Origin of the sequence: Paenibacillus sp. FSL F4-0087, from assembly GCF_038020215.1 — a bacterium.
Taxonomy (GTDB): domain Bacteria; phylum Bacillota; class Bacilli; order Paenibacillales; family Paenibacillaceae; genus Paenibacillus; species Paenibacillus taichungensis.
This window is the reverse complement of the sequence record NZ_JBBODJ010000001.1, coordinates 1,362,922-1,384,679: the sequence shown is the minus strand read 5'-3', so window position 1 is coordinate 1,384,679 and position 21,758 is coordinate 1,362,922. Positions and strand designations below refer to the sequence as shown.

Below are 21,758 nucleotides of genomic sequence, written 5' to 3'. Positions count from 1 at the left end.
GACCATCTAGAATTTTTAGTATTTATGACTATAATTCACCAGATTGAGCGGAAGGGTTTTTCCGGCGATATATGCTTCCAAATTTTGAACAAAAATATCAAGTGCCCGCTCGGTGTATTGCTCTGTACTGCCTGCAATATGCGGAGTAATCAAGACGTTATCCTTACCCCATAGTGGATGATCTGCGGGGAGCGGTTCCTCCTCGAATACATCAAGTGCAGCAAAGGCAACCTGTCCACTGTCCAGTGCACCCAGCAGAGCCTCCGTATTTACGCTTGGGCCACGTCCCACGTTGACGAAACAGGAACCGGATTTGAAATGCTCAAATGCAGACTGATTATAGATATGATGCGTTTCATCTGTGAGTGGCAAAATATTGATGACGTAATCGCCTTGCCCCAGTGCTTCGTGTAAGCCGGACATATTGTACATTTGGTCTACATTTGGAACGTCTTTTCCGGAGCGACGAACCCCAATGACGTTCATGCCTAGTGCTTTGAGAATACGTGCGGTTTCTGTTCCGATCTCTCCAACGCCGACGATAACCGCTGTTTTGCCATGCAATTCCGGAAGTGGTTTGCCTGGGGATTTCCATTCTGCCTGCTGCTGGTGCAGCATCGCTTGTCTGAGCCAGCGGCTGTGGGACAACATCATGCCAAGAATAATTTCGGTTATGGGAATGGCGTGTACGCCATTAGCACTGGTTACCAATATGCTTTTTTGTTCCAAATCTGAGAAAGGAAGGTTGTCGACACCTGCGGACCAGACTTGAACCCATTTTAAAGGGCTGTTTTCTTTCAGTGCATGTTCGGTTACCAGAGGAGACCAGCCTAAGACAATTTCGGCTTCTTTTAACTCCGATGTGTCAATCTCTTTGGCTTTGCCAACCGTAAGTGTATAACCTGGTGCTGCATCCAGAATACGTTGTTGCTGCTTTGTCGACAAGGATGGAAAACATACAATTTTACCCATAGTTAGTGGCCTCCTGAATTGAAATAAGTTGTGGTATTAGTTTAGCAGAAAAGAAGGCGATGTGCGTAAAAGGCAGGAATACAGCCTCATGTGCAAATCCCAAAAATTGTGTCACTCTATACTTAACCAGCTTGAAACTATAGAGACGACTGTGAAATAATAAAACGAACTCTAGAAGAGGTGTATACCATGAATAACTATTCACATTCACATACGGATCTTCCATCCCGACGGGAACGATTGTTTATTGCACTCCGGGTGCCGGCACATATTCAGAATTCACTTCGGATATCTGCGGAACAGGTGCAAGGAAAGCTTGATTTTCGCAAATGGACGGACTACCGGGATTATCATATTACATTGCAATTTCTGGGGGATACCCTTGTTAGTGACATTGGACATCTGCGGAAAGCGCTGCGTTTGGCAACGGTCGGGTTCCAGCCGTTTGAACTGCAATTATCCGGATGGGGAACGTTCGGTTTGGAAGAGGCACCAAAGGTATTGTGGAAAGGTGTTGAAGGAGAAGTGGACCAACTTCATCTTCTGCAAAAACAGATCGTGGGCGCAACTGCTTCCCTTGGATTTGAGGCCGAATTAAGACCTTATTCTCCTCATATTACGATTGCGCGTAAATTTCTGGGCCAGAACCCAGGAAATGAAGATAAAGGAATATTTGGAGTGCTTCCAGGGCAATTTTTAGGTGTTAATTCTTGGATGGTCCAAGATTTTGTGCTACATGTGACACAGCCAGGTCAGGCGCCGATGTATGAGGTTGTGGATACGTTTTCTTTTTCCTGAAACTCATTGATATGACATAAAATCACATTGACATAACGTTATTCCCTATGTAATATTAGCCATCGTTATTCAAATTCTTTTTTTGTGGTTACTTAGTTTAGGGAATTGTTTCGACAGGAGGAATCTTCGAATGGATATTATAAGCAAGAATCGTTGGGTGGCACCGATGTTATCTGTGCTACTTGTATGTATAGTGGGGGCTAACGTCGTTCAGGCGACTGGAAAATGGAATGAGGCAAGTGATAGCAAACAGATGACCGAACTTGCGGCATCTGCAGAAAATAGCGAAAATTCTTTTAGCGGAGACAGGCGTATGATGCAAGACGGGACAAGTCTATCTTCTGATGCGTCTACACAGACTGATAACTGGACCAATTCGCTCCCGGCCAAGAACTGGCTGACGGCTGCCCAGGAAGAGCAGGAACAGAAAGAAGCCAAGGCTAAACATGCGGCCAGAGCTGCAGCAGCGGCCAAAGCGAAGAAAGAGGCTGCTCTGAAATTGGCCAAGATAGAGCATGCCAAAGCGGTAGCTGCAATTACGACTCCCCCCCAAAAACTTTACTTTACACGGACCAAACTCCTGAACCAGGAAGACTCGAAAATTGCAACCTGGTCATACAGTGTGTCCGATAAAGAGCTGCTTCTGCTGCAAAAAATTGTCATGGCAGAGGCGGAAGGTGAACCGTACGAAGGCAAAGTGGCAGTTGCCAATGTTGTCTTAAACCGGCTGCGGTCAGCCAATTTTCCCGATACCATTTACAAAGTAATCTACCAGAAATCTCAATTCAGTCCTGTAGCGAACGGGCGCTTGAAACGTGTTACTCCTAATGAGGACAGTATCAAGGCAGTTAATGCAGCGTTGAATGGGAAAAAGGAAGTCGCTGATGATACGTATTATTTCTTGTCATTGACGCTTGCGGACGATCTGACAGTGGCTCGCTCCCAGAAAAAAGTAAAAACGATCGGGCATCATACTTTTTACAAGTAATTGACCTGTAAATTCTGCAAACAGGCAGGGTAGTTAACTATGTATTCGCTACATAGACCTTGAAAAGCCCTGTAATGCAGTTTTATTTCGTCGTTTTTAACTTTATTGGCGATGAGAGTTTGTTATTTAAATTACCCTTTTTTGCAGCAAATCATACGGAGATAAGAATGAAATAAAAGAAGGTTCCCTTCCGGATTAATGGAGGGGAACCTTCTTTGTGCATGTCTTTAAGAGATGAAACACCTTCGTAGAACGACTAGAAGGGGTCATAGAGCTGCTAGAATGGAATTCTGGTACCTGACAGCGAAGTTGCCCCGATTCCGGCTGTGAAGCGCTCCTTGGGCGCCGATGTGACTTCCGCTGTAGCCGGGAACAATAAATCATGGACAGCCTGGGCACAACACGTTGGATCGTAGGTGTTTCTGTTCCCTGGTTTGTGGACTGCTTTCAGCTGGCTTTCAGCTTCACGTGGTGCATAGATCTGCTCACACAAATGCCTGAAGCGATTGGTAATAACGTCAGCAGAGTGAATGATTTGACCGTATCCGGCTTGTACAAAATATTCACAGTTCTCTTCTTCCTGTCCCGGCAATGGAGGTACGAATAACATCGGCAAGCCTTTAGCCAATGCTTCTGTACAAGTCATGCCACCTGGTTTCGTAATGAGCACATCGGATACGTCCATCAGTTTGCTGACCTCACGAGTATACCCAAGAATGCGTATATTCGGATGTTGGAAGCAGGACATTTCCTTCAGCTTGGCAATCATTTTCTCATTGCTTCCAAGACAGAAAAGCAGCTGTACCCGATCCGCCCATGACGTGAGGGTCTTCATATGCTCTTCATCAAAAGAAAGTCCCCATCCGCCACCCATTAGCAGAGCAGTGGGCATGTTCTGAAGCCCCATTTCCTGTCGGAGGCTTACCTTGTCTCCTGCTTCCCAGAAGTCAGGATGAACAGGAATACCGGTGATTTGGATGCGAGAGGGTTCAACACCCCTGATCTCAAGCAGAGCCTTAACTTGTGGTGTGGATACCAAATATTTGTTGACCTCGGGATTAATCCACGTTGCATGTACGTCGTAGTCTGTGACCAGTGTATAAAGTGGAATATTAAGTCCCTGACGTTTCAGTCGTGAGATGACCGCATTCGGAAATGGATGAGTACAGATCACGGCATCGGGTTTCAATTGGGATACGACCTGAGCCGTCTGTGTATAGAAAATCCGATGCAAGGCCAGTTTGGTAAATCCATTTAGTGATTTGTTATATTGTGTCCGATACAGCAGACTGACCAGCTTGGGCTGAACGGTTAGTGTCTTGCGGTATGCAGACAGAATAAGCGGAGCCATGGTTGGATTTAAAAATTTGCCGAGTTCAATAACCCGACTATGCACATGTGGACTGACTTTCTTAATGCCGCTTGCGAGCGCATGGGCGGCCTGGGTGTGACCGGTGCCGAAACCTTCGGATAACAAGAGCACTCTTGGTTTTCGCATGAGTTCACCTTTATTCATCAATTTAAATTTAACATTCACAGTCATACCGCACGTTGCATTACTACATGAATATACAGCGAAGCGGAAAATCATGTTCATTCGTTACATATTTACACTATAGTTAATGTTCTGATACATCAAAACTTCGTCTTTATCCGTATTGTTGGAGTCATCATACACTATAGACGACGATAGAAGCAGTTTCCACTGCATTTCGGTTAAAAAAAATTAACACAATTTTTTAATGTTAGGGTTGCAATCTGATGAGGAGAGTGGTAATCTTGGTTTTGACCGAATGACCGAATTGTATTTCTGGTCATTTGAAGAGGACGATCAACGAAAACGAGGAGGGATATGATGGCTCCGATTGACAGGAGACAGCAGGTCATTCATGCAGCCGCGCAGTCTTTTGCCATGTTTGGATACAAGGCAACCACGATGGATCAGGTAGCGAAGATTGCGAATGTTGGCAAGGGAACGATCTACACGTTCTTTACGAATAAGGAACAATTGTTTGATCAGATTTTGGTGGAAGTAATCCAGGAAATGAAAAACATTGCTCATCGTGAAGTTCATCAGGAAAGTGCTTTTTTTGATAATCTGTTTCGTGTGCTTGATTCATTGCTAGAGTTTCGTCGTGATCACGATTTGCTGGTTAAATTGTCCCAGGAGCTTAAGGATTTTGGAACTCTTCAGGCCAAGGAAGGTTTGGAGAAAGTGGAGAAAGTTATCTCCGATTTTCTGGCACGGGAGCTTGAGAAGGCAAGAGACAACGGAGAGATTCGTGATTGTGATCCACAGGTAGTTTCCTTTATGATGATTCGTTTGTACATTGCCCTCACCTCAGACTGGAGTAAGCAACACGAGCCGCTGAGCAAAGAGGAAATCAAGAATTACTTTCGCCTTTTCTTAATGGAAGGAATTGCTGCAGCAACGTAACCCGAATTTATTATTACTATAATATGGGTTAGTCATACGATTGAAGGCAGTGAGGCTTGTCGAGAGACAGGTTTGTTTTTTTGCTCTAAAGTGACCGTTTGAGGAAAGTAGTCACTTCGTGTTTCGGTAAATTTCCGAAACGCGTCAAATTAATTTCATTATGGTTATTCTGCTTAGGAAGCAGAGAGAACAAGGGGAGAAAATGACATGAAATCTTTATCCGTGTTTTTCAAGGATGTGGGATCGGCCGTGAGAAACCCGAAGGTGTTGATCCCCGTTATTGCAATTTTGTTTATACCGATTCTATATAGTGGTATCTATTTGGCTGCCTACTGGGACCCATATGGTCATGTCGATGAAATGCCGGTTGCGGTTGTTAACCTTGATAAAGGTGCAGAACTGGAAGGTAAATCATTGCATGTCGGTAGTGACCTCGTGGATGAACTGAAGAAAAATGCAGATTTTAAATGGGATTTTGTCAGTGCCATCCAAGCCAAAGAAGGCATGGAAAACGACAAGTATTATATGCAAATTACGATCCCGGAAAACTTTTCATCCCAGGCAACCACGTTGCTTGATGATAAGCCAGAACCGGCTGATCTGATCTACGAACCAAATGGAAATTACAGCTTTGTGGGTGCGCAGATTGGCAAAACGGCCATCAAAGATCTGAAAGCTAAAGTTTCGGCCAAAGTAACGGAATCCTATGCGGAGACCCTGCTCGACAAATTTTCCGAAGTATCGGACGGATTGGCTGAAGCTGGCGATGGCGCAGGAGACTTGAATACGGGCGCAGGCAAGCTGGATGATGGAGCTGTGAAGCTCAAGGATAATCTGGCGAAACTGGCATCCGGTACATTGGAACTTCAGGATGGCTTGTCTCCATTAAGTGATGGTGTCAATGCACTACACACGGGGGCAACCAAACTTGAAAGTGGTACATCGAATCTGGTATCCGGTTTGCAGCAGCTTCAAGCTGCGGCGACAAGCCAGCTTCAGAGCGGTGCAGACCAGTTGAAGGACGGCAGTGCCAAGCTGGAAACTGGACTTAAATCTTCCGTGGACGGAGCAGGCAAGCTGCAAGCGGGTCTGCAATCGTCAGAGCAAGGTAGTGCGAAGCTGTCTGAGGGTCTGCAAAGTGCAGTCCAAGGCAGTGGCACCTTGGCCACTGGCCTGCAATCGGCAGTAGATGGAAGCAGTAAGGTTGCTGACGGTGCTCAGGGCGTTGCTGATGGGTTGAAGCAGCTAGCTGCATCCAACCCTGAACTGGCAGCCAGTGAAGACGTACAGAAGCTGCTGGCAGCCAGTGCAGCGGTCGCTGAAGGCAGTAAGCAACTGCATGAGAGCGAACAGAAGCTTGCGCAAGGTGCAGATCAATTACACCAGGGCAATCAGCAACTGGCAGCAGGTGCGTCCGAGCTGCATGGAGGCCAAGAGCAGCTTCTGACAGGTGCGAACCAGTTGGTGGATGGTCAGCAGCAATTGCTGGCGGGCGCTGGACAGCTTAGCCAAGGCGGAGCGAAACTCTCCGATGGTCTGAAGCAATTTAGCGGCAAGCTGGGCGAGGCTGCAAGTGGCGGCACATTGCTGGCAGATGGAGCCAAGCAACTGGGGTCCGGAACTACAGCCCTGCAAACGGGTGTGGGTAAACTGAGCGGTGGTGTGAGTTCGCTAACGGACGGCTCCAAACAACTCGGTGACGGAGCAGGCAAGCTGGCAGACGGTTTAACTGAGCTGAAAGACGGATCAAGCGAACTGGCTACCAAGCTGAACGATGCGGCTCAGAAAACATCAGAAGTCAAGAAAACGGACGATGTGGTGAATATGTTCGCTGAACCTGTGAATACGTCCGAGAACACAACAGAGAACGTGAGCAATTATGGTACAGGGTTGACGCCGTTCTTCCTGTCCATCGGTTTGTTTGTTGGATCGCTGATTTCAACGATTGTTTTGAAAATGCGGGAAACTTCCGTACTGGGTGCAACAGGTTGGAACCGTTTTGTCAGCCGTACACTCGTATTCGGTTTTGTGAGCATTATCCAATCCGTGATCGTGGCAAGCTTCATGCTGTACGGTCTTGGACTGGAAACGCACAGCGTACCGCTGTTCTATCTGTTCACGATCTTTACGGGATTGACCTTTATGTTTATTGTTCAGGCCCTCGTAACTTGGCTTGACTTGCCAGGGCGTTATGTTGTTATCCTGTTATTGGTCTTCCAGCTTGCAGCAAGTGCGGGAACCTTCCCGGTAGAGCTGATTCCGTCATGGCTCCAGTCATTTAGCCCTTGGCTGCCAATGACGCACAGCATTATGGGATTCAAAGCAGTTGTATCCAGTGGCAATTTCGATGTGATGTGGCATCAGGTCGGCATTTTGGCAATCTATGCAGGTATATCTGTCCTACTGACCTTGGCTTTCTTCCTTTCGAGCGGGAGACGTCGCAAAAAAGAAGCCGAAGTGGCTGAATCCGGTCAAGTGGTGACGGCATAAGCCGAATTGAACCGGAATTGGACAGAATTGTGAAAATAAACTTTGGACTCAAGTATCAAAATTATGCAATATAGTAGTCAAATAGTGCAAAGAGTCTGCGACCCGAAAATGGGCTGCAGACTCTTTTTGTATACAAATGCATAAGAATGAAGATATTCGCTGGATCATGGCATGAGAAATTGGACCAACTATGGTTAAACGCAGGCCACATATGGAATGATTTTCTTTTGTCAGCAATTAAAATTAGTTGTACTCTGACATAAAATGTGTATAATTATTCGAAAAAGAGATGAATTTTAGCATCAGTACACTAAAGCTGTACTGCAAAACATTTCTTATCAGAGGTATTAAAAAGTTTAAATTGCGCTGATGTTAGGTCGGTGTTAAAATAATAGAACTATATCAAAAAACGTCGCTCCATATCAGCGGCCGTGCCAGCGGTTGCGTGTTGTTATACCAAGCTGTTTACCGGGTGATCCGGACCAGCTCATCTCATGGATGGCCTCTGCCGCAATAGCAGCATTTATAAGATTGACAGCCATTATTGCTGTCGCCCTCGTTCATCCAGCAGGCAATTTTTCAGGTTGAAAATGCCCGCCCCTCCCGTTTTATTGTTGCTTGTTGCCTATGTTCTTGATCTTTCCGAAATACTTCACTATAGAAAGGTTGCGTTCCATGAGACACATCGGATTACCTCCTAAACAGGGTCTGTACGACCCACAGTTCGAAAAAGACGCATGCGGAATGGGTTTTGTTGCCAACATCAAAGGAGTACCTTCACACGACATCGTTAGTCAGGCACTGACCATGCTCAGTAACATGGAACACCGCGGAGGACAGGGCAGTGAGCCTAATTCCGGTGACGGAGCCGGTATCTTGATCCAGATTCCACATCGCTATTTTGCACAGGAAGCGGACCGTCTTGGTTTTGCATTACCTGAACAGGGCTTTTACGGCGTAGGGATGCTGTTCCTTTCACAGGACCCTGTCATTCGGAGCGCGCATGAAGAGAGCCTTAAGAAGATCATCGAAGAAGAAGGCCAGACGTTCCTGGGTTTCCGGGATGTGCCTACGTTTGATGAGATGCTGGGACGTTCTGCGCTTGCAGCGAAGCCTTATGTGCGTCAGGTGTTCATTGGAAGATCGGCAGATGTTAAGGATGAATTGGGATTTGAACGGAAATTGTACGTCATTCGTAGACGTGCGGAGCTGGCTATTCGTTATTCGGCGGATGAAGCAGAAGGTGGTTCATTCTACCTGCCAAGCTTGTCCTGTCGAAAAATCGTCTACAAAGGCATGCTGACAACGGAACAGGTGGGACAGTTCTATCTGGATCTTCAGGAAGATCTCGTGGAATCAGCGATTGCGCTTGTTCACTCCCGTTTCAGTACGAATACATTCCCAAGCTGGGAACGTGCCCACCCGTATCGCTTCATGATCCACAACGGTGAGATCAATACGATGCGTGGTAACGTGAACTGGATGCATGCCCGGCAGTCGCTGTTTGAGAGCGAATTGTTCGGTAACGACATCTCGAAAGTAAAACCGGTTATCAATCCGGATGGTTCGGATACGGCCATGTTTGATAACACACTGGAGTTCCTGTATTTGAGCGGCCGTTCATTGCCACACGTGGCCATGATGATGGTTCCTGAGCCTTGGAGTACAGATGAGGGAATGGATCCTGCCAAGAAGGCATTCTATGAATATCACAGCACGATGATGGAGCCGTGGGATGGACCGGCAGCAATGGCCTTTACCGACGGTTTACAGATTGGTGCAACTCTTGACCGTAATGGTCTGCGTCCTGCACGTTACTATGTAACGAAAGACGACCGCATTATTTTGTCCTCTGAGGTTGGGGTACTTGATATCGCTCCTGAAGAAATTCTTTACAAAGATCGTCTGCGTCCTGGACGTATGCTGCTTGTCGATACACAACAAGGACGTATAATTGCGGATGAGGAAGTGAAAGCTCTCATTGCGGCCGAGAATCCGTATCAGGATTGGCTCGATGAGCATCTGATGGATCTGAATGAGCTGCCGGATGCACCGGAACTGCCTGATCCAAAACATGATAACGTGACGCAGCTTCAGCTGGCGTATGGATATACATTTGAAGAGTTGCGCAAAGTGTTGGAGCCAATGGCTTCAACAGGTATGGAAGCTACAGGCTCCATGGGTTATGATGCACCACTGGCGGTTCTATCGGATCGTCCGCAGCGTCTGTATAACTATTTTAAACAAATGTTTGCACAAGTTACCAATCCACCGATCGACGCAATTCGTGAAGAGATTGTAACGTCTACAGCAACTACGATCGGACCTGAGCGTAACCTGCTGAATCCTGAACCGGAGAGCTGTCGTCAGATTCGTTTGGATACACCGGTACTTTCTAATGAGGATTTTGCGAAGATTCGCCATGTTCGTCGTCCGGGCTTCCGTTCCATGACGATTCCGATCTTCTTTACAGCAAAAGAGGGCGCAGAAGGACTTCGCAAAGCGATGGAACTGCTCTTCGAAGCTTCAGACCGTGTCATTGACAAAGGTCACAACATTTTGATCCTGTCTGACCGTGGTGTGGACGCCGAGAATGCGGCTATTCCAGCATTGCTGGCTGTAGCAGGTTTGCATCATCATCTGATTCGTAAAGGAACCAGAACCAAAGTCAGCATTTTGCTGGAATCGGCAGAGCCGCGTGATATTCATCACTATGCCTTGTTGCTTGGTTACGGCGTAAGTGCGGTGAACCCATATCTGGCGTTTGAAACGCTGGATGACATGATTCAGCAAGGGTTGCTGCGTGGCATCTCACATGAGAAAGCCGTGAAGAACTACATTAAAGCCGCTACCAAAGGCGTTATTAAAATATTGTCCAAAATGGGAATTTCGACGATTCAATCCTATCGTGGGGCCCAAATTTTCGAAGCAGTGGGTCTGAAATCGGACTTCGTTGATCGTTACTTTACGTGGACGCCTTCGCGAATTGGCGGGATTGGCCTGGAAGAAGTGGCTGCCGAAGCATTGACTCATCACAACCGTGCCTTTACGGACAAAGATGGCAATGACAAAGTGCTGGATTCCGGCGGGGAATACCAATGGCGTAACGATGGAGAAGAGCATCTGTTCAATCCGCAAACGATCCATACGCTGCAGCATGCAGTACGTACGGGCGATTACAAACTGTATAAAAAGTATTCCAAACTCGTGCAAGGCGAAAATGATCAGTTGCTGACCATTCGCTCCATGCTGAGACTGAAACCGGTCGGTCCTGCGATTCCTTTGGAAGAAGTAGAGTCCGTCGAAGACATTATGCGTCGTTTCAAAACCGGGGCAATGTCCTTCGGTTCAATCAGCAAAGAGGCACACGAAGATCTCGCTATTGCGATGAACCGTGTTGGTGGTAAATCCAATACAGGTGAAGGCGGCGAAGATCCGGCTCGCTTCATTAAAGATAGTAACGGTGATTCTCGTCGCAGTGCGATCAAACAAGTGGCATCCGGACGTTTTGGTGTAACATCCAACTATCTGGTTAATGCCGACGAGATTCAGATCAAGATGGCACAGGGAGCAAAACCAGGTGAAGGTGGACAGTTGCCTGGACGCAAGGTGTACCCTTGGGTTGCTGAAGTTCGTGGATCAACACCGGGTGTAGGTCTGATCTCTCCGCCACCGCATCATGATATCTACTCGATTGAGGATCTGGCTGAGTTGATCTATGACTTAAAAAATGCCAATCCACGTGCAGAGATCAACGTTAAATTGGTATCCGAAGTCGGCGTTGGAACGATTGCTGCTGGTGTTGCTAAAGGTCGTGCCGATATTATCCTCGTCAGCGGTTATGACGGTGGTACAGGTGCATCCCCGCAAGGCTCAATTCGCCACGCGGGAATGCCTTGGGAGCTGGGTCTTGCAGAGACACATCAAACGTTAATGCTGAATAATCTGCGTGACCGTGTCGTACTGGAAACAGACGGAAAAATGCTGAATGGTCGTGACTTGGCTATCGCAGCTTTGCTCGGAGCTGAGGAGTATGGATTCTCTACAGCACCACTCGTTGCACTCGGTTGTATCATGATGCGTGTCTGCCAGATGGATACATGTCCGGTAGGTGTAGCAACACAAAACCCTGAATTGCGTAAAAATTACACGGGAGATCCTGCTCATGTCGTTAACTTCATGCGTTTTGTTGCTGAAGATGTTCGCGAAATCATGGCTGATCTTGGATTCCGTACGATTCAGGAAATGGTAGGTCGTACCGATTGCCTCGAAACGGTAGAGGCTGTAGACCACTGGAAGAAAAAAGGTGTAGATCTGTCGGTATTGTTGCATGTGCCTGAAATGCCAGAAGGCTCTGCACGTTACCGTACACAGCATCAAAACCACCAATTGGAAGAGACGCTGGATATGCAGCAGTTGCTGCCATTGGCGCAACCTGCGCTTGAATCCGGTCAACCGGTTGAAGCGGTGCTTCCAATTACCAATGTAAACCGTGCAGTAGGTACCATTTTGGGTAGTGAAATTACGCGCAAATATGGAATAGCAGGATTGCCTGAAGATACGGTTCAATTCAAATTTGTCGGGTCCGCTGGACAAAGCTTTGGGGCCTTTGTACCTAGAGGTATGACATTGACCGTTGAAGGGGATTCCAATGACTATGTAGGTAAAGGGTTGTCCGGAGGTAAACTGATCGTCATGCCTTCACCGAAAGCCACATTTGATGCCGAAGATAACATCATCATTGGTAACACGGCTCTATACGGTGCAACCAGTGGTGAAGCGTATATTCGTGGTATTGCGGGAGAGCGGTTCGCTGTGCGGAACTCGGGTGCCAAAGTGGTTGTTGAAGGTGTAGGCGACCATGGTTGTGAGTACATGACGGGGGGACGTGTCGTCGTTCTGGGTGATACAGGTCGTAACTTTGCAGCCGGGATGTCCGGAGGTATCGCTTATGTGTATGATCCGAAAGGCACATTCCTAAAACGTTGTAATCTGGAAATGGTACTTTTGGAGCGTATCGAAGATGTCTCTGAGAGTGCTGATCTGCGAGGCATGATTCAGCGTCACGTTGCGAACACAGGCAGTGAGGCGGGGCAGCGCATTCTGGATAACTGGCAGCAATCTTTAGATCAATTTGTTCGGGTTATTCCAAAGGACTTCAAACGAATGACTGAGCAAATCGAACGGATTCAGGCAACGGGCCTGACCGGAGAGGCTGCTTTGCTGGCTGCATTTGAAGCAAACATGCGTGAACTCGCACGTACAGGAGGTTGATTCACCATCCCTGTTTGAATGCATGAACAGGTTGTCTTAAGAATTATAGGAGCTTTATGGCTGCCAAACCGGCGCCGTAGAGCTCCTATTTGGTTTTCGACAAAATTAGAACCTAGACAAAAAACGCTATCGCCATGAGACGACAACATTGAGGAACTTTCTCAAGTATAATAAGGCTAGTTTTGGAGTGCAGGGAAAGTATAAAGATAAGAGAGGTTAGCGGAATGAATATGAAGCAACCAAGCAGGGGCGACCGTAAGCCGAAAGGTAAACCAGTCGAAGCAACCCAGATGGACATCATGAAAGTTTTACTACAATGCGGAATCGACCCGGAGCGTTGGAACCATTTCGTATCCTCCGACAACAACAAGCGCGCTTGACAACACATCGACAAGCCTAGAATAGATGGAGGGAAATCAAGACATAAAAAAGCCCAGCAACCGGAGAATGGTATTTCTCGGTACTGGGTCTTCTTTGCGGATTTAATCCATACTACGTTCCATACGGACAAAAGCAATAAAACGACGTGCCTCTTCTTCTGTTAAGGGTTTTCCATCAATCATCAAGCCGAAGCGTTCCAACACTTCCTTATCCGATAATTCAAGGGAGTCCACAAATTCCCTTACGTCCTCATCCATCACCACATCACTTTGTTTTGTCCGTCCAATGAGATAATCAATGGATACGCCAAAGATGTCAGCAAGTCTCGTTAACACTTCGAAATCAGGTTTACGTCGGTTCTTCTCGTAGTGGGAGAGAGCAGCTCTTGTAATATGAATGGAGCTCGCAAGTTCTTCTTGAGTAAGTCCCCGCTGTTCCCTTAATTCAGCAATGCGATTTCCGTAGCTCATATGCTATTTCCCCCTGAACACCATCAAATATATATTGAAACAATCCTGAGCCAAATGTTTGATCAGGGCAGCTTTCCTGCATCATCGTAAAGCCTTAGTCATCCTAGTTGTATATAGGTCTGTCTAAGGACATCTCATATTGTCGTAAATCAAAAGAACCATGTCCAAATACCGCTTGACATGATACGTATTGTATCGTAAATTGGACGTATGGAGTTACAAAATGTATCATTTGGGATATTTTAAGTATGAACAAGTTGCCTAACCAATATACCTGTGAGAAGGAATAGAGGCAACTCTTGCAATTTAATCCATTCTAAAGGAATGAAGCCATGAATTCTTCAATGATTCAGGAATGGGCTGATCTGAAATTAAATGTCCATATGTACATTCAGGAGTTTCATGGCAAATTGATAGAGCTCAAAAGACGCCCCGTTCTTTTACTTGGAATGGACACACGAGCGATTACCTTCCTGAGCGATCTGAACTTGCCAATCTCATCAGAGATGTTAATTGGTTTGGATGTAGAAGATAGCCATGTATGTGTACGACTTCACGCAAGGTTGCAATGGAAACAGCCCTTCGGAGAGCTCACATTGTATCATTCAAGCTTGCATATTCAGCAAGAGCAGACACTATATATAACTGGACAGTTAAATGCGATGATTCGTGACGTTCAGTTTCCCACGGTTTCCCGCTTTCAATATGAGAAAGCGAGCGAACAATGTGCCTTAAAGGAACCCTATCATTACATTGATTTTACCATATGAGTTGAACACATTCTAAACATATTCTGAACAAGCATGTACTTAACGCCATTTTACTATATTTCATAGCGTTATGCATTAGTTCTTTAACACCAAAAGCATTTGCGCAATGAATAAAGGGGCGAGGGGGATCATACATTGAGGAAGTTTGGATATGGTTGAAATGCACTGCCACATTTTGTCCGGTCTGGATGATGGTCCTGTTGATATGGAACAGTCCATTGCGATGGCTGAGAAAGCGGCAGCCTCAGGAATTACCTCGATCATTGCTACTCCGCATCACCTGAACGGGCAGTACAACAATCAACCCAACGTGGTCAATCAGGCAGTGGACCTGCTACATGCAGAACTTCGCAAACGCAACATTCGCTTGGAGATCCGTTCCGGACAGGAGATCAGGGTGCATGACCACCTGATTGCAGACTTATACGCAGGAAAGTGCTGCACACTCGCCGGGAGCCGATACATGTTGCTGGAATTGCCCTTTGGTCATATCCCCTCGCAGTTCCCCGGGATACTCCAAGAACTTAAGTTGGCGGGTATCATTCCAATTATTGCTCATCCCGAACGAAATCGTCCAATCCAGAACAATCCCGATTTATTGGTTGAATATGTTGGGCAAGGTGCTCTATGTCAAATCACGGCTCAATCGGTCATAGGACTTTTCGGACGAAAAGTTCAGAGATGGTGTTTTCATTTTTGCAAAGAAAACGGATTTCATTTCATTTCATCAGATGCCCATAATATGGAAGGAAGAACATTTTCAATGAAAGCCGCATATCACCTGCTTGAACGCCGATTTGGAAGTCACCTGATTCAAAATTTGCAAAATAATGCTTGGTCGGTATGGAACAATCAAATCATAGAGCCGGAAGAACCCGTAATTATGAAGCGTAGATTGTTGTTCTGGTAACCGGCTGAAAATATATAAGACACCGTTCTTTATCATAATTGCTGATTTAAATGGGAGGAATACAAGATGGAGTTAAAAGAGTATATGCAAATTTTACGAAAACGAATTTGGATTATTGTTGCCTTTGTTGCGGTTGCTTGCATAGGGGCAGGTGTTAAAAATTATTTTTTTACCGTACCTGTTTATGAGGCTAGTTCCAAGATAATTGTCAACCAGGCCTACAATGCCCAAGGCGTTCCTAATCTTGACTATGCTTCTATTCAAACCAATATCAAAGTAATCAATTCCTATATGGAAATAATCAAATCATCCGCAATCCTCGATAAAGTTGCCACTACATATCCTGACCTTGGTCTAACGGGCAAAGCACTGGGTGAAAGAATAAAAGTATCAACCGCTAATGAATCCCAGGTCATGAATCTAACCGCGATAGGTGTTTCTCCTGAAAAAGCAGCTAAGACAGTCAATGCTGTAACAAAAATATTCAAATCACAAATCCCCGTAATTATGAAAGTGGACAATATCACCATTCTTAGTGAAGCCAACCCTAATGATAATACAAAACCGGTTAATTATAACCCTTTGATGAATGTGTTAATTAGTTTCATTGTGGGTTTGCTGTTGGCTATAGGATTAGTATTTCTTTTGGAATATCTGGATGACACTCTCAAAACGGAAGACGAGATTGAAAGAGAACTTGGAATACCTGCGCTAGCAGTTATATCCAGAGTAAAAAAAGATGACGCTCGTTCTTCAAAGCAAACAATATTATCCCAACAACAGGTAGGTGAAAATCAATATGCCACGATTAACCAATGAAAAGATGAATTTAGTCACAATGGTGAATCCAAAATCAACGAATTCTGAAGCGTATCGTAAGTTAAGAACGAACATTCAATTTTCATCTATAGACAGTCAAATTCAAACCATAATGATTGCTTCAGCTGTTTCTGGAGAAGGAAAGACCACCACGATTGGTAACTTGGCTGTTACGTATGCTCAGGAGGGAAAAAAAGTTTTACTAATGGATACTGATCTGCGTAAGCCTTCAGTCCACCGTATGTTTAATGTTCCAAACCATATAGGGCTCACAAGTGTGATTTCTAATCAGTATTCTGTAAAAGAAGTACTTAGGGAGACTTTTATAGAAGGGCTGCATGTGTTGACTTCCGGGGCGATTCCACCTAATCCTTCAGAAATGATTGGCTCTCGTAAAATGACTTTGATATTAGAAGAATTAAAACAACAATATGACGTGATTCTGTTTGATACTCCACCTGTTTTGTCTGTGACAGATGCATTAATCATAAGTTCTTTGTGTGATGGCGTGATACTTGTTGTGAATTCAGGAAAAGTGAAAAAGGATGTGGTTAAGAAAGCCAAGGCCCATCTAGAACATGTTAATGCAAGAATATTAGGAGCAGTTCTAAATAACTTTCAGTTATCCAAGAGCAGAGCTGCACATTACGGAGAAAGTTAATCGTATCTGGCAATTAGTTTGGAGGTCATGTCTACTATACCTTTATCAAGGTAGGCACTCGGTCACACTGTGGGTAGTGTACCTTAGACGTATATCGTCAAGGGTGTGATGTGAGGCTGGGTTTGATGCCCTTTTATGAAATTAAAAGTAAGAATTGCATCAATTTATTTCATGATTTCATGGATTTTAATAAGTGGTCCAACTCATGCTTTTAAACATAAAAAATATTAATGGATAGGGTGGTATTTATGACTAGAGTGAGGAAAGCAATCATTCCCGCAGCCGGATTGGGAACCCGATTTTTACCCGCTACAAAGGCAATGCCTAAAGAAATGCTCCCTATTGTGGATAAACCAACCATTCAATACATCGTTGAAGAAGCTGTAGCTTCCGGGATTGAGGACATTATTATTGTAACGGGCAAGGGAAAACGTGCGATTGAAGATCATTTTGACAGCGCGTTTGAACTGGAGCAAAATCTGCTCGGAAAAGGAAAGCTCAGCTTACTGGAAGAAGTCCGAAAGTCCTCCAACGTTGATATTCATTACATAAGGCAGAAGGAAGCATTGGGACTTGGGCATGCAGTATGGTGTGCTCGAAACTTTATTGGCAATGAACCGTTTGCTGTATTGCTTGGCGATGATATTGTTGTATCGGATGTGCCGTGCACGAAACAACTCATTCAGCAATATGAGAAGGTCAACCAGTCTGTACTCGGAGTGAAAACGGTGAGTCCAAGTGAAACCTACCGCTACGGAATCATCGATCCATTGCACACAGAGGGGCGTTTGTCTTCTGTAAACAGCATGGTTGAGAAGCCACCATTGGGTACAGCACCTTCCAACTTGGCTATTATGGGTCGTTACATTTTGACACCTAAAGTATTTGAGTATCTGGAAGAACAAAATGTGGGTGCAGGTGGTGAGATCCAACTCACGGATGCGCTGCAAATGTTGAATCGGGATGAAGGAATTAGTGCTTATGATTTTGAAGGGTCCCGGTTTGACGTCGGCGAGAAACTGGGCTATATCCTAACCACACTTGATTTTGCTCTCAAAAATAAAGAATTGCGTGCGCCGGTCCTCATGGCGATCGAAGAGATTCTGATGAAGGAACAATTGAACCAAATGCTTGTAGCAGGAGGGGATAGTCTGTGAAACTTTCAAGACCGGAATACTTTGGGAGTGGAGAAGCGATAGCCAAAGAGGGAACTGCGGCAGTGCTTGAGCAGCCTTACTCACAACGTGTTGGTGGGTATACTGAAGTGATGAAACCCTTCATCGATTTTGTTATAGCGGCAGTGCTGTTGTTAATTACATCACCAGTCATGCTTGTAGCAGCGATTACGATTAAACTTGATTCTAAAGGACCTGTAATATTCAGGCAAGAACGTTACGGGAAAAATGGAGTCAAATTTAATATTTATAAATTTAGAACAATGCGTACGGATGCTCCGAAGTACAGTGCTTCCCCAACGACAAGTAATGACCCTAGAATTACACGGCTAGGTAGATTACTTCGTAAGACTAGCTTGGATGAGTTACCACAACTGCTTAACATCATCAAAGGGGATATGAGCTTTGTGGGTCCAAGGCCTGAACAAAAAAGAATTGTAGAAGAAAGCTATACCGATCTGGAACGCAGAAGGTTTTTGGTAAAGCCAGGGATCACTGGTTTGTGGCAAGTAAGTGATGTGAGAAAGGACCCTATACATCATAACTTACAGTATGATTTTCACTATATTTCGAATGTCTCTATTCTAATGGATATTAAAATTCTGTTCAAAACTGTTGTTGTAATGGTAAAGAGTAATACATTCTAGTTAGCCTCAATTAAATTTGGAGTGTGATCTTAATTGAAACATGTAGTGGTTACTGGAGCAGCCGGTTTTCTTGGCTCGCATCTCGTCAGATCGCTTGTTCAACAAGGAAATCAAGTAACGGGGATAGACAACTTATCTACAGGTGTTTTTCAAAATCTACAAGAGGTGATTAAGAGCCCTCTCTTTCACTTTCATCAAGCAGATGTAACTCAGGCCAGTTCACTTGATATACTCAACCAACAAAATGTTGATGAAGTGTATCATCTAGCCTCTCCAGCCTCACCTAAATTCTATCAAGCAGATGCTTTTGGTACAATCTGGGTAAATACAAAAGGAACTAATAATTTATTGGAACTTGCTCATAAAAAAGGAGCTAGGCTGGTATATGCTAGTACGAGTGAGGCATACGGGGATCCTGAAGTTCACCCGCAGCCTGAGAGTTATAGGGGGAATGTAAATACTTGGGGCCCGAGGGCCTGTTATGATGAGGCCAAACGTCTGGGCGAGGTTATATGTTATGAATACTTCACTAAACAACAGGTTGAAGTTAAGGTTGCGCGAATTTTTAATACTTATTCTGCCGGATTACGGAATGATGACGGGCGTGTTATTTCCAACTTTGTAACACAAGCTTTAACAGGTGCGGATATTACGATTTATGGTGATGGTTCACAGACTCGCTCCTTCTGTTATGTCGATGACAATATTAGAGGACTGCAATTACTAATGGCTTCAGAAAGCGCTAATGGACAAATTGTGAATATTGGAAATCCGAATGAATATACCATCCTTGAATTGGCACATTTGGTTAAAGAGTTAACACACTCGAACAGTAATGTTACATTTTTGCCTTTACCGGAGGATGATCCCAAAGTAAGACGTCCTGTGATTGATAAGGCACGAGATTTGCTTGGTTGGGAACCGCTGGTTCATTTGGATCAGGGACTAAAGCTTACCATTGATAATTATCGTGAAATACTGTTGGAAACTCAATTTGAATGAGAGGTACTCATATGGAGAAGGATAAAAAAATTTATATTGCTGGTCATAGAGGGCTAGTTGGATCTGCAATTGATCGGGCGTTACGTGAACAGGGATATACTTCGATTCTAACTCGTACAAGTTCAGAATTGGATCTACGTGATAATCAGGCTGTCGATGAGTTTTTTGCATCTGAACAGCCTGATTTTGTTTTTCTTGCTGCTGCTAAAGTTGGTGGAATTGTTGCGAATAACGATTACCCAGCAGACTTTATCAGAGATAATTTATTAATTCAAACAAATGTAATTGATGCTTCATATCGATACGGTGTTGAAAAGCTACTTTTTCTCGGATCAACGTGTATTTATCCAAAGATGGCCCCTCAGCCATTGAGGGAGGATTACCTACTTACTGGTGAGCTTGAACCAACCAATAAAGCTTATGCCATTGCTAAGATCGCTGGAATCACAATGTGCCAATCCTATAACAGGCAATATGGTACTCGTTTCATTTCCGTGATGCCAACCAATATGTATGGACCCAATGATAATTTTGATCTGACTACATCACATGTATTACCTGCATTGTTACGAAAATTTCACGAGGCCAGAACACAATCCTTGCCTTGTGTTGAGGTCTGGGGAAGTGGGTCTCCGTTGCGAGAATTTCTTCACGCGGATGATTTAGCCGAAGCCTGCATCTTTCTAATGGATCAATATGACGAAGATGAAATTATTAATGTAGGCGTTGGCAGAGATATTACTATTAAGGATTTGGCATTGTTAATTCGTTCAATTGTAGGGTATGAGGGAGAGATTGTATTTGATGCATCTAAACCAGATGGTACACCACGCAAACTGGTTGATGTTACTAAAATTAACGATTTGGGATGGTACGCACGTATTGAACTGGAAGATGGAATACGTTCTATTTATGAATTATATACCAGCGATTCGCTAGTTAAGCGGTAACTCAAATATAAAAAGGGTGGAGGAAATGTAATGAAAAAAGCTCTGATTACTGGAATTACAGGTCAAGATGGTTCCTATCTTGCCGAATTATTGTTGAATAAAGGATACAAGGTATATGGTATGCGTAGAAGAACGAGTACACCTAATTATGAGAATGTTGATCACATTAAGGAGCAGATTGAGTGGTTGTCCGGAGATCTTACCGACATGGCTTCTTTAATTGAAGCAGTCCGAGTGAGTGATCCGGATGAAGTCTATAATCTGGCTGCACAATCTTTTGTGGCAGCGTCTTGGCCTCAGCCACTGGCTACAGGACAGATTACAGCTTTATCCGTTACTAACATGCTTGAGGCAGTCCGTTTAATTAAGCCAAACGCCAGATTCTATCAGGCTTCCAGCAGTGAGATGTTTGGTCGTGTAGTTGAGACGCCCCAAAAAGAAACAACACCGTTTTACCCTCGCAGTCCTTATGGTGTAGCGAAAGTATATGGACATTGGATTACCGTTAACTATCGTGAAAGTTATAATATGTTCGCATGTTCAGGAATATTGTTTAATCATGAATCCCCTCGTCGTGGTATTGAATTTGTTACTCGTAAAGTTACAGACGGCGTAGCCCGTATTAAGTTAGGCATGACCGCGGAGTTGCGACTAGGGAATTTGGATGCAAAGCGAGATTGGGGATTTGCGGGAGATTATGTTAAAGCTATGTGGTTGATGTTGCAACAGGAACAGCCGGATGATTTTGTGATTTCAACTGGCGAGACCCACACCGTTGAAGAACTAGTAGAGGTTGCGTTCTCCTACGTAGGTTTGGATTGGAGAAACCACGTTGTTTTAGATGAGAAATTTGTTAGACCAGCAGAGGTTGACCTCTTACTGGGTGACTGTTCCAAGGCGAAGCAAGTACTTGGTTGGGAACTGGAGGTTGATTTTAAACAACTGGTGCACATGATGGTTGATGCAGATATGACTCGTTTGTCACAATCTAAAGAGATGGTTAACATATAGGCG

General features: G+C 44.8%; 17 protein-coding genes. 14 read left to right on the top strand and 3 right to left on the bottom strand.

Features of this window, described 5'->3' with window-relative positions; genetic code table 11:
- Window positions 1-15 precede the first annotated feature (15 nt).
- Window positions 16-972: a D-2-hydroxyacid dehydrogenase gene (locus MHB84_RS06695; RefSeq protein WP_076291482.1), complete on the bottom strand. Its 957-nt coding sequence runs from the start codon at window positions 970-972 to the stop codon at window positions 16-18.
- A gap of 189 nt (window positions 973-1,161) precedes the next feature.
- Between MHB84_RS06695 and thpR the strand changes: the two genes are divergently transcribed.
- Both thpR and MHB84_RS06685 read left to right on the top strand, forming a co-directional pair.
- Window positions 1,162-1,770, top strand: a complete 609-nt coding sequence (thpR, locus tag MHB84_RS06690) for an RNA 2',3'-cyclic phosphodiesterase (protein WP_076291483.1) — start codon at window positions 1,162-1,164, stop codon at window positions 1,768-1,770.
- A 130-nt stretch (window positions 1,771-1,900) separates the two neighbouring features.
- Window positions 1,901-2,758: a cell wall hydrolase gene (locus MHB84_RS06685; RefSeq protein WP_076291484.1), complete on the top strand. Its 858-nt coding sequence runs from the start codon at window positions 1,901-1,903 to the stop codon at window positions 2,756-2,758.
- Window positions 2,759-3,035: 277 nt separating this feature from the next.
- Here MHB84_RS06685 and MHB84_RS06680 read toward each other — a convergent pair whose 3' ends face one another.
- On the bottom strand, window positions 3,036-4,256 hold the full coding sequence (locus MHB84_RS06680; protein ID WP_076291485.1) for an MGDG synthase family glycosyltransferase: 1,221 nt from the start codon (window positions 4,254-4,256) through the stop codon (window positions 3,036-3,038).
- 357 nt (window positions 4,257-4,613) lie between these two features.
- Here MHB84_RS06680 and MHB84_RS06675 point away from each other — a divergent pair, with 357 nt between their 5' ends.
- The 3 genes from MHB84_RS06675 to gltB all read left to right on the top strand — a co-directional run bounded on the left by MHB84_RS06675 (window position 4,614) and on the right by gltB (window position 12,959).
- Window positions 4,614-5,195, top strand: a complete 582-nt coding sequence (locus MHB84_RS06675; protein ID WP_076291486.1) for a TetR/AcrR family transcriptional regulator — start codon at window positions 4,614-4,616, stop codon at window positions 5,193-5,195.
- A gap of 207 nt (window positions 5,196-5,402) precedes the next feature.
- Window positions 5,403-7,685 carry a YhgE/Pip family protein gene (locus tag MHB84_RS06670; RefSeq protein ID WP_076291487.1) on the top strand — a complete coding sequence of 761 codons (2,283 nt, stop codon included), beginning with the start codon at window positions 5,403-5,405 and terminating at the stop codon, window positions 7,683-7,685.
- Between the two features lie 675 nt (window positions 7,686-8,360).
- Window positions 8,361-12,959, top strand: a complete 4,599-nt coding sequence (gene gltB, locus MHB84_RS06665; RefSeq protein WP_076291488.1) for a glutamate synthase large subunit — start codon at window positions 8,361-8,363, stop codon at window positions 12,957-12,959.
- A 482-nt stretch (window positions 12,960-13,441) separates the two neighbouring features.
- Here gltB and MHB84_RS06660 read toward each other — a convergent pair whose 3' ends face one another.
- On the bottom strand, window positions 13,442-13,810 hold the full coding sequence (locus tag MHB84_RS06660; RefSeq protein WP_062323802.1) for a helix-turn-helix domain-containing protein: 369 nt from the start codon (window positions 13,808-13,810) through the stop codon (window positions 13,442-13,444).
- 332 nt (window positions 13,811-14,142) lie between these two features.
- Here MHB84_RS06660 and MHB84_RS06655 point away from each other — a divergent pair, with 332 nt between their 5' ends.
- From MHB84_RS06655 to gmd, 9 genes are all read left to right on the top strand, one after another.
- The gene (locus MHB84_RS06655) at window positions 14,143-14,580 is read left to right on the top strand and encodes a hypothetical protein (protein ID WP_076291489.1); all 438 of its coding nucleotides are present in this window, start codon (window positions 14,143-14,145) and stop codon (window positions 14,578-14,580) included.
- 151 nt (window positions 14,581-14,731) lie between these two features.
- Entirely contained in the window at window positions 14,732-15,490 is a 759-nt protein-coding gene (locus MHB84_RS06650) for a tyrosine-protein phosphatase (protein ID WP_076291490.1), read from the top strand.
- 66 nt (window positions 15,491-15,556) lie between these two features.
- Window positions 15,557-16,309, top strand: a complete 753-nt coding sequence (locus tag MHB84_RS06645; RefSeq protein WP_076291491.1) for a YveK family protein — start codon at window positions 15,557-15,559, stop codon at window positions 16,307-16,309.
- Window positions 16,290-16,970, top strand: a complete 681-nt coding sequence (locus MHB84_RS06640) for a CpsD/CapB family tyrosine-protein kinase (protein WP_076291492.1) — start codon at window positions 16,290-16,292, stop codon at window positions 16,968-16,970. Before MHB84_RS06645 ends, MHB84_RS06640 begins: the two co-directional genes overlap by 20 nt.
- Window positions 16,971-17,218: 248 nt before the next feature.
- Entirely contained in the window at window positions 17,219-18,127 is a 909-nt protein-coding gene (gene galU / locus MHB84_RS06635; protein WP_076291493.1) for a UTP--glucose-1-phosphate uridylyltransferase GalU, read from the top strand.
- A complete protein-coding gene (locus MHB84_RS06630) occupies window positions 18,124-18,792 on the top strand; it encodes a sugar transferase (RefSeq protein ID WP_218642265.1) in 669 nt (222 codons plus the stop codon). The genes galU and MHB84_RS06630 overlap by 4 nt, the downstream gene beginning before the upstream one ends.
- A 33-nt stretch (window positions 18,793-18,825) precedes the next feature.
- Entirely contained in the window at window positions 18,826-19,794 is a 969-nt protein-coding gene (locus MHB84_RS06625; RefSeq protein WP_076291494.1) for an NAD-dependent epimerase/dehydratase family protein, read from the top strand.
- Between the two features lie 11 nt (window positions 19,795-19,805).
- Window positions 19,806-20,744 (top strand): GDP-L-fucose synthase family protein, encoded by a 939-nt coding sequence (locus MHB84_RS06620; RefSeq protein WP_076291495.1) that lies wholly within the window; start codon window positions 19,806-19,808, stop codon window positions 20,742-20,744.
- Window positions 20,745-20,774: 30 nt separating this feature from the next.
- Complete coding sequence (gene gmd, locus MHB84_RS06615; protein ID WP_076291496.1) at window positions 20,775-21,755, top strand: GDP-mannose 4,6-dehydratase; 981 nt, start codon at window positions 20,775-20,777, stop codon at window positions 21,753-21,755.
- Window positions 21,756-21,758: the final 3 nt, after the last annotated feature.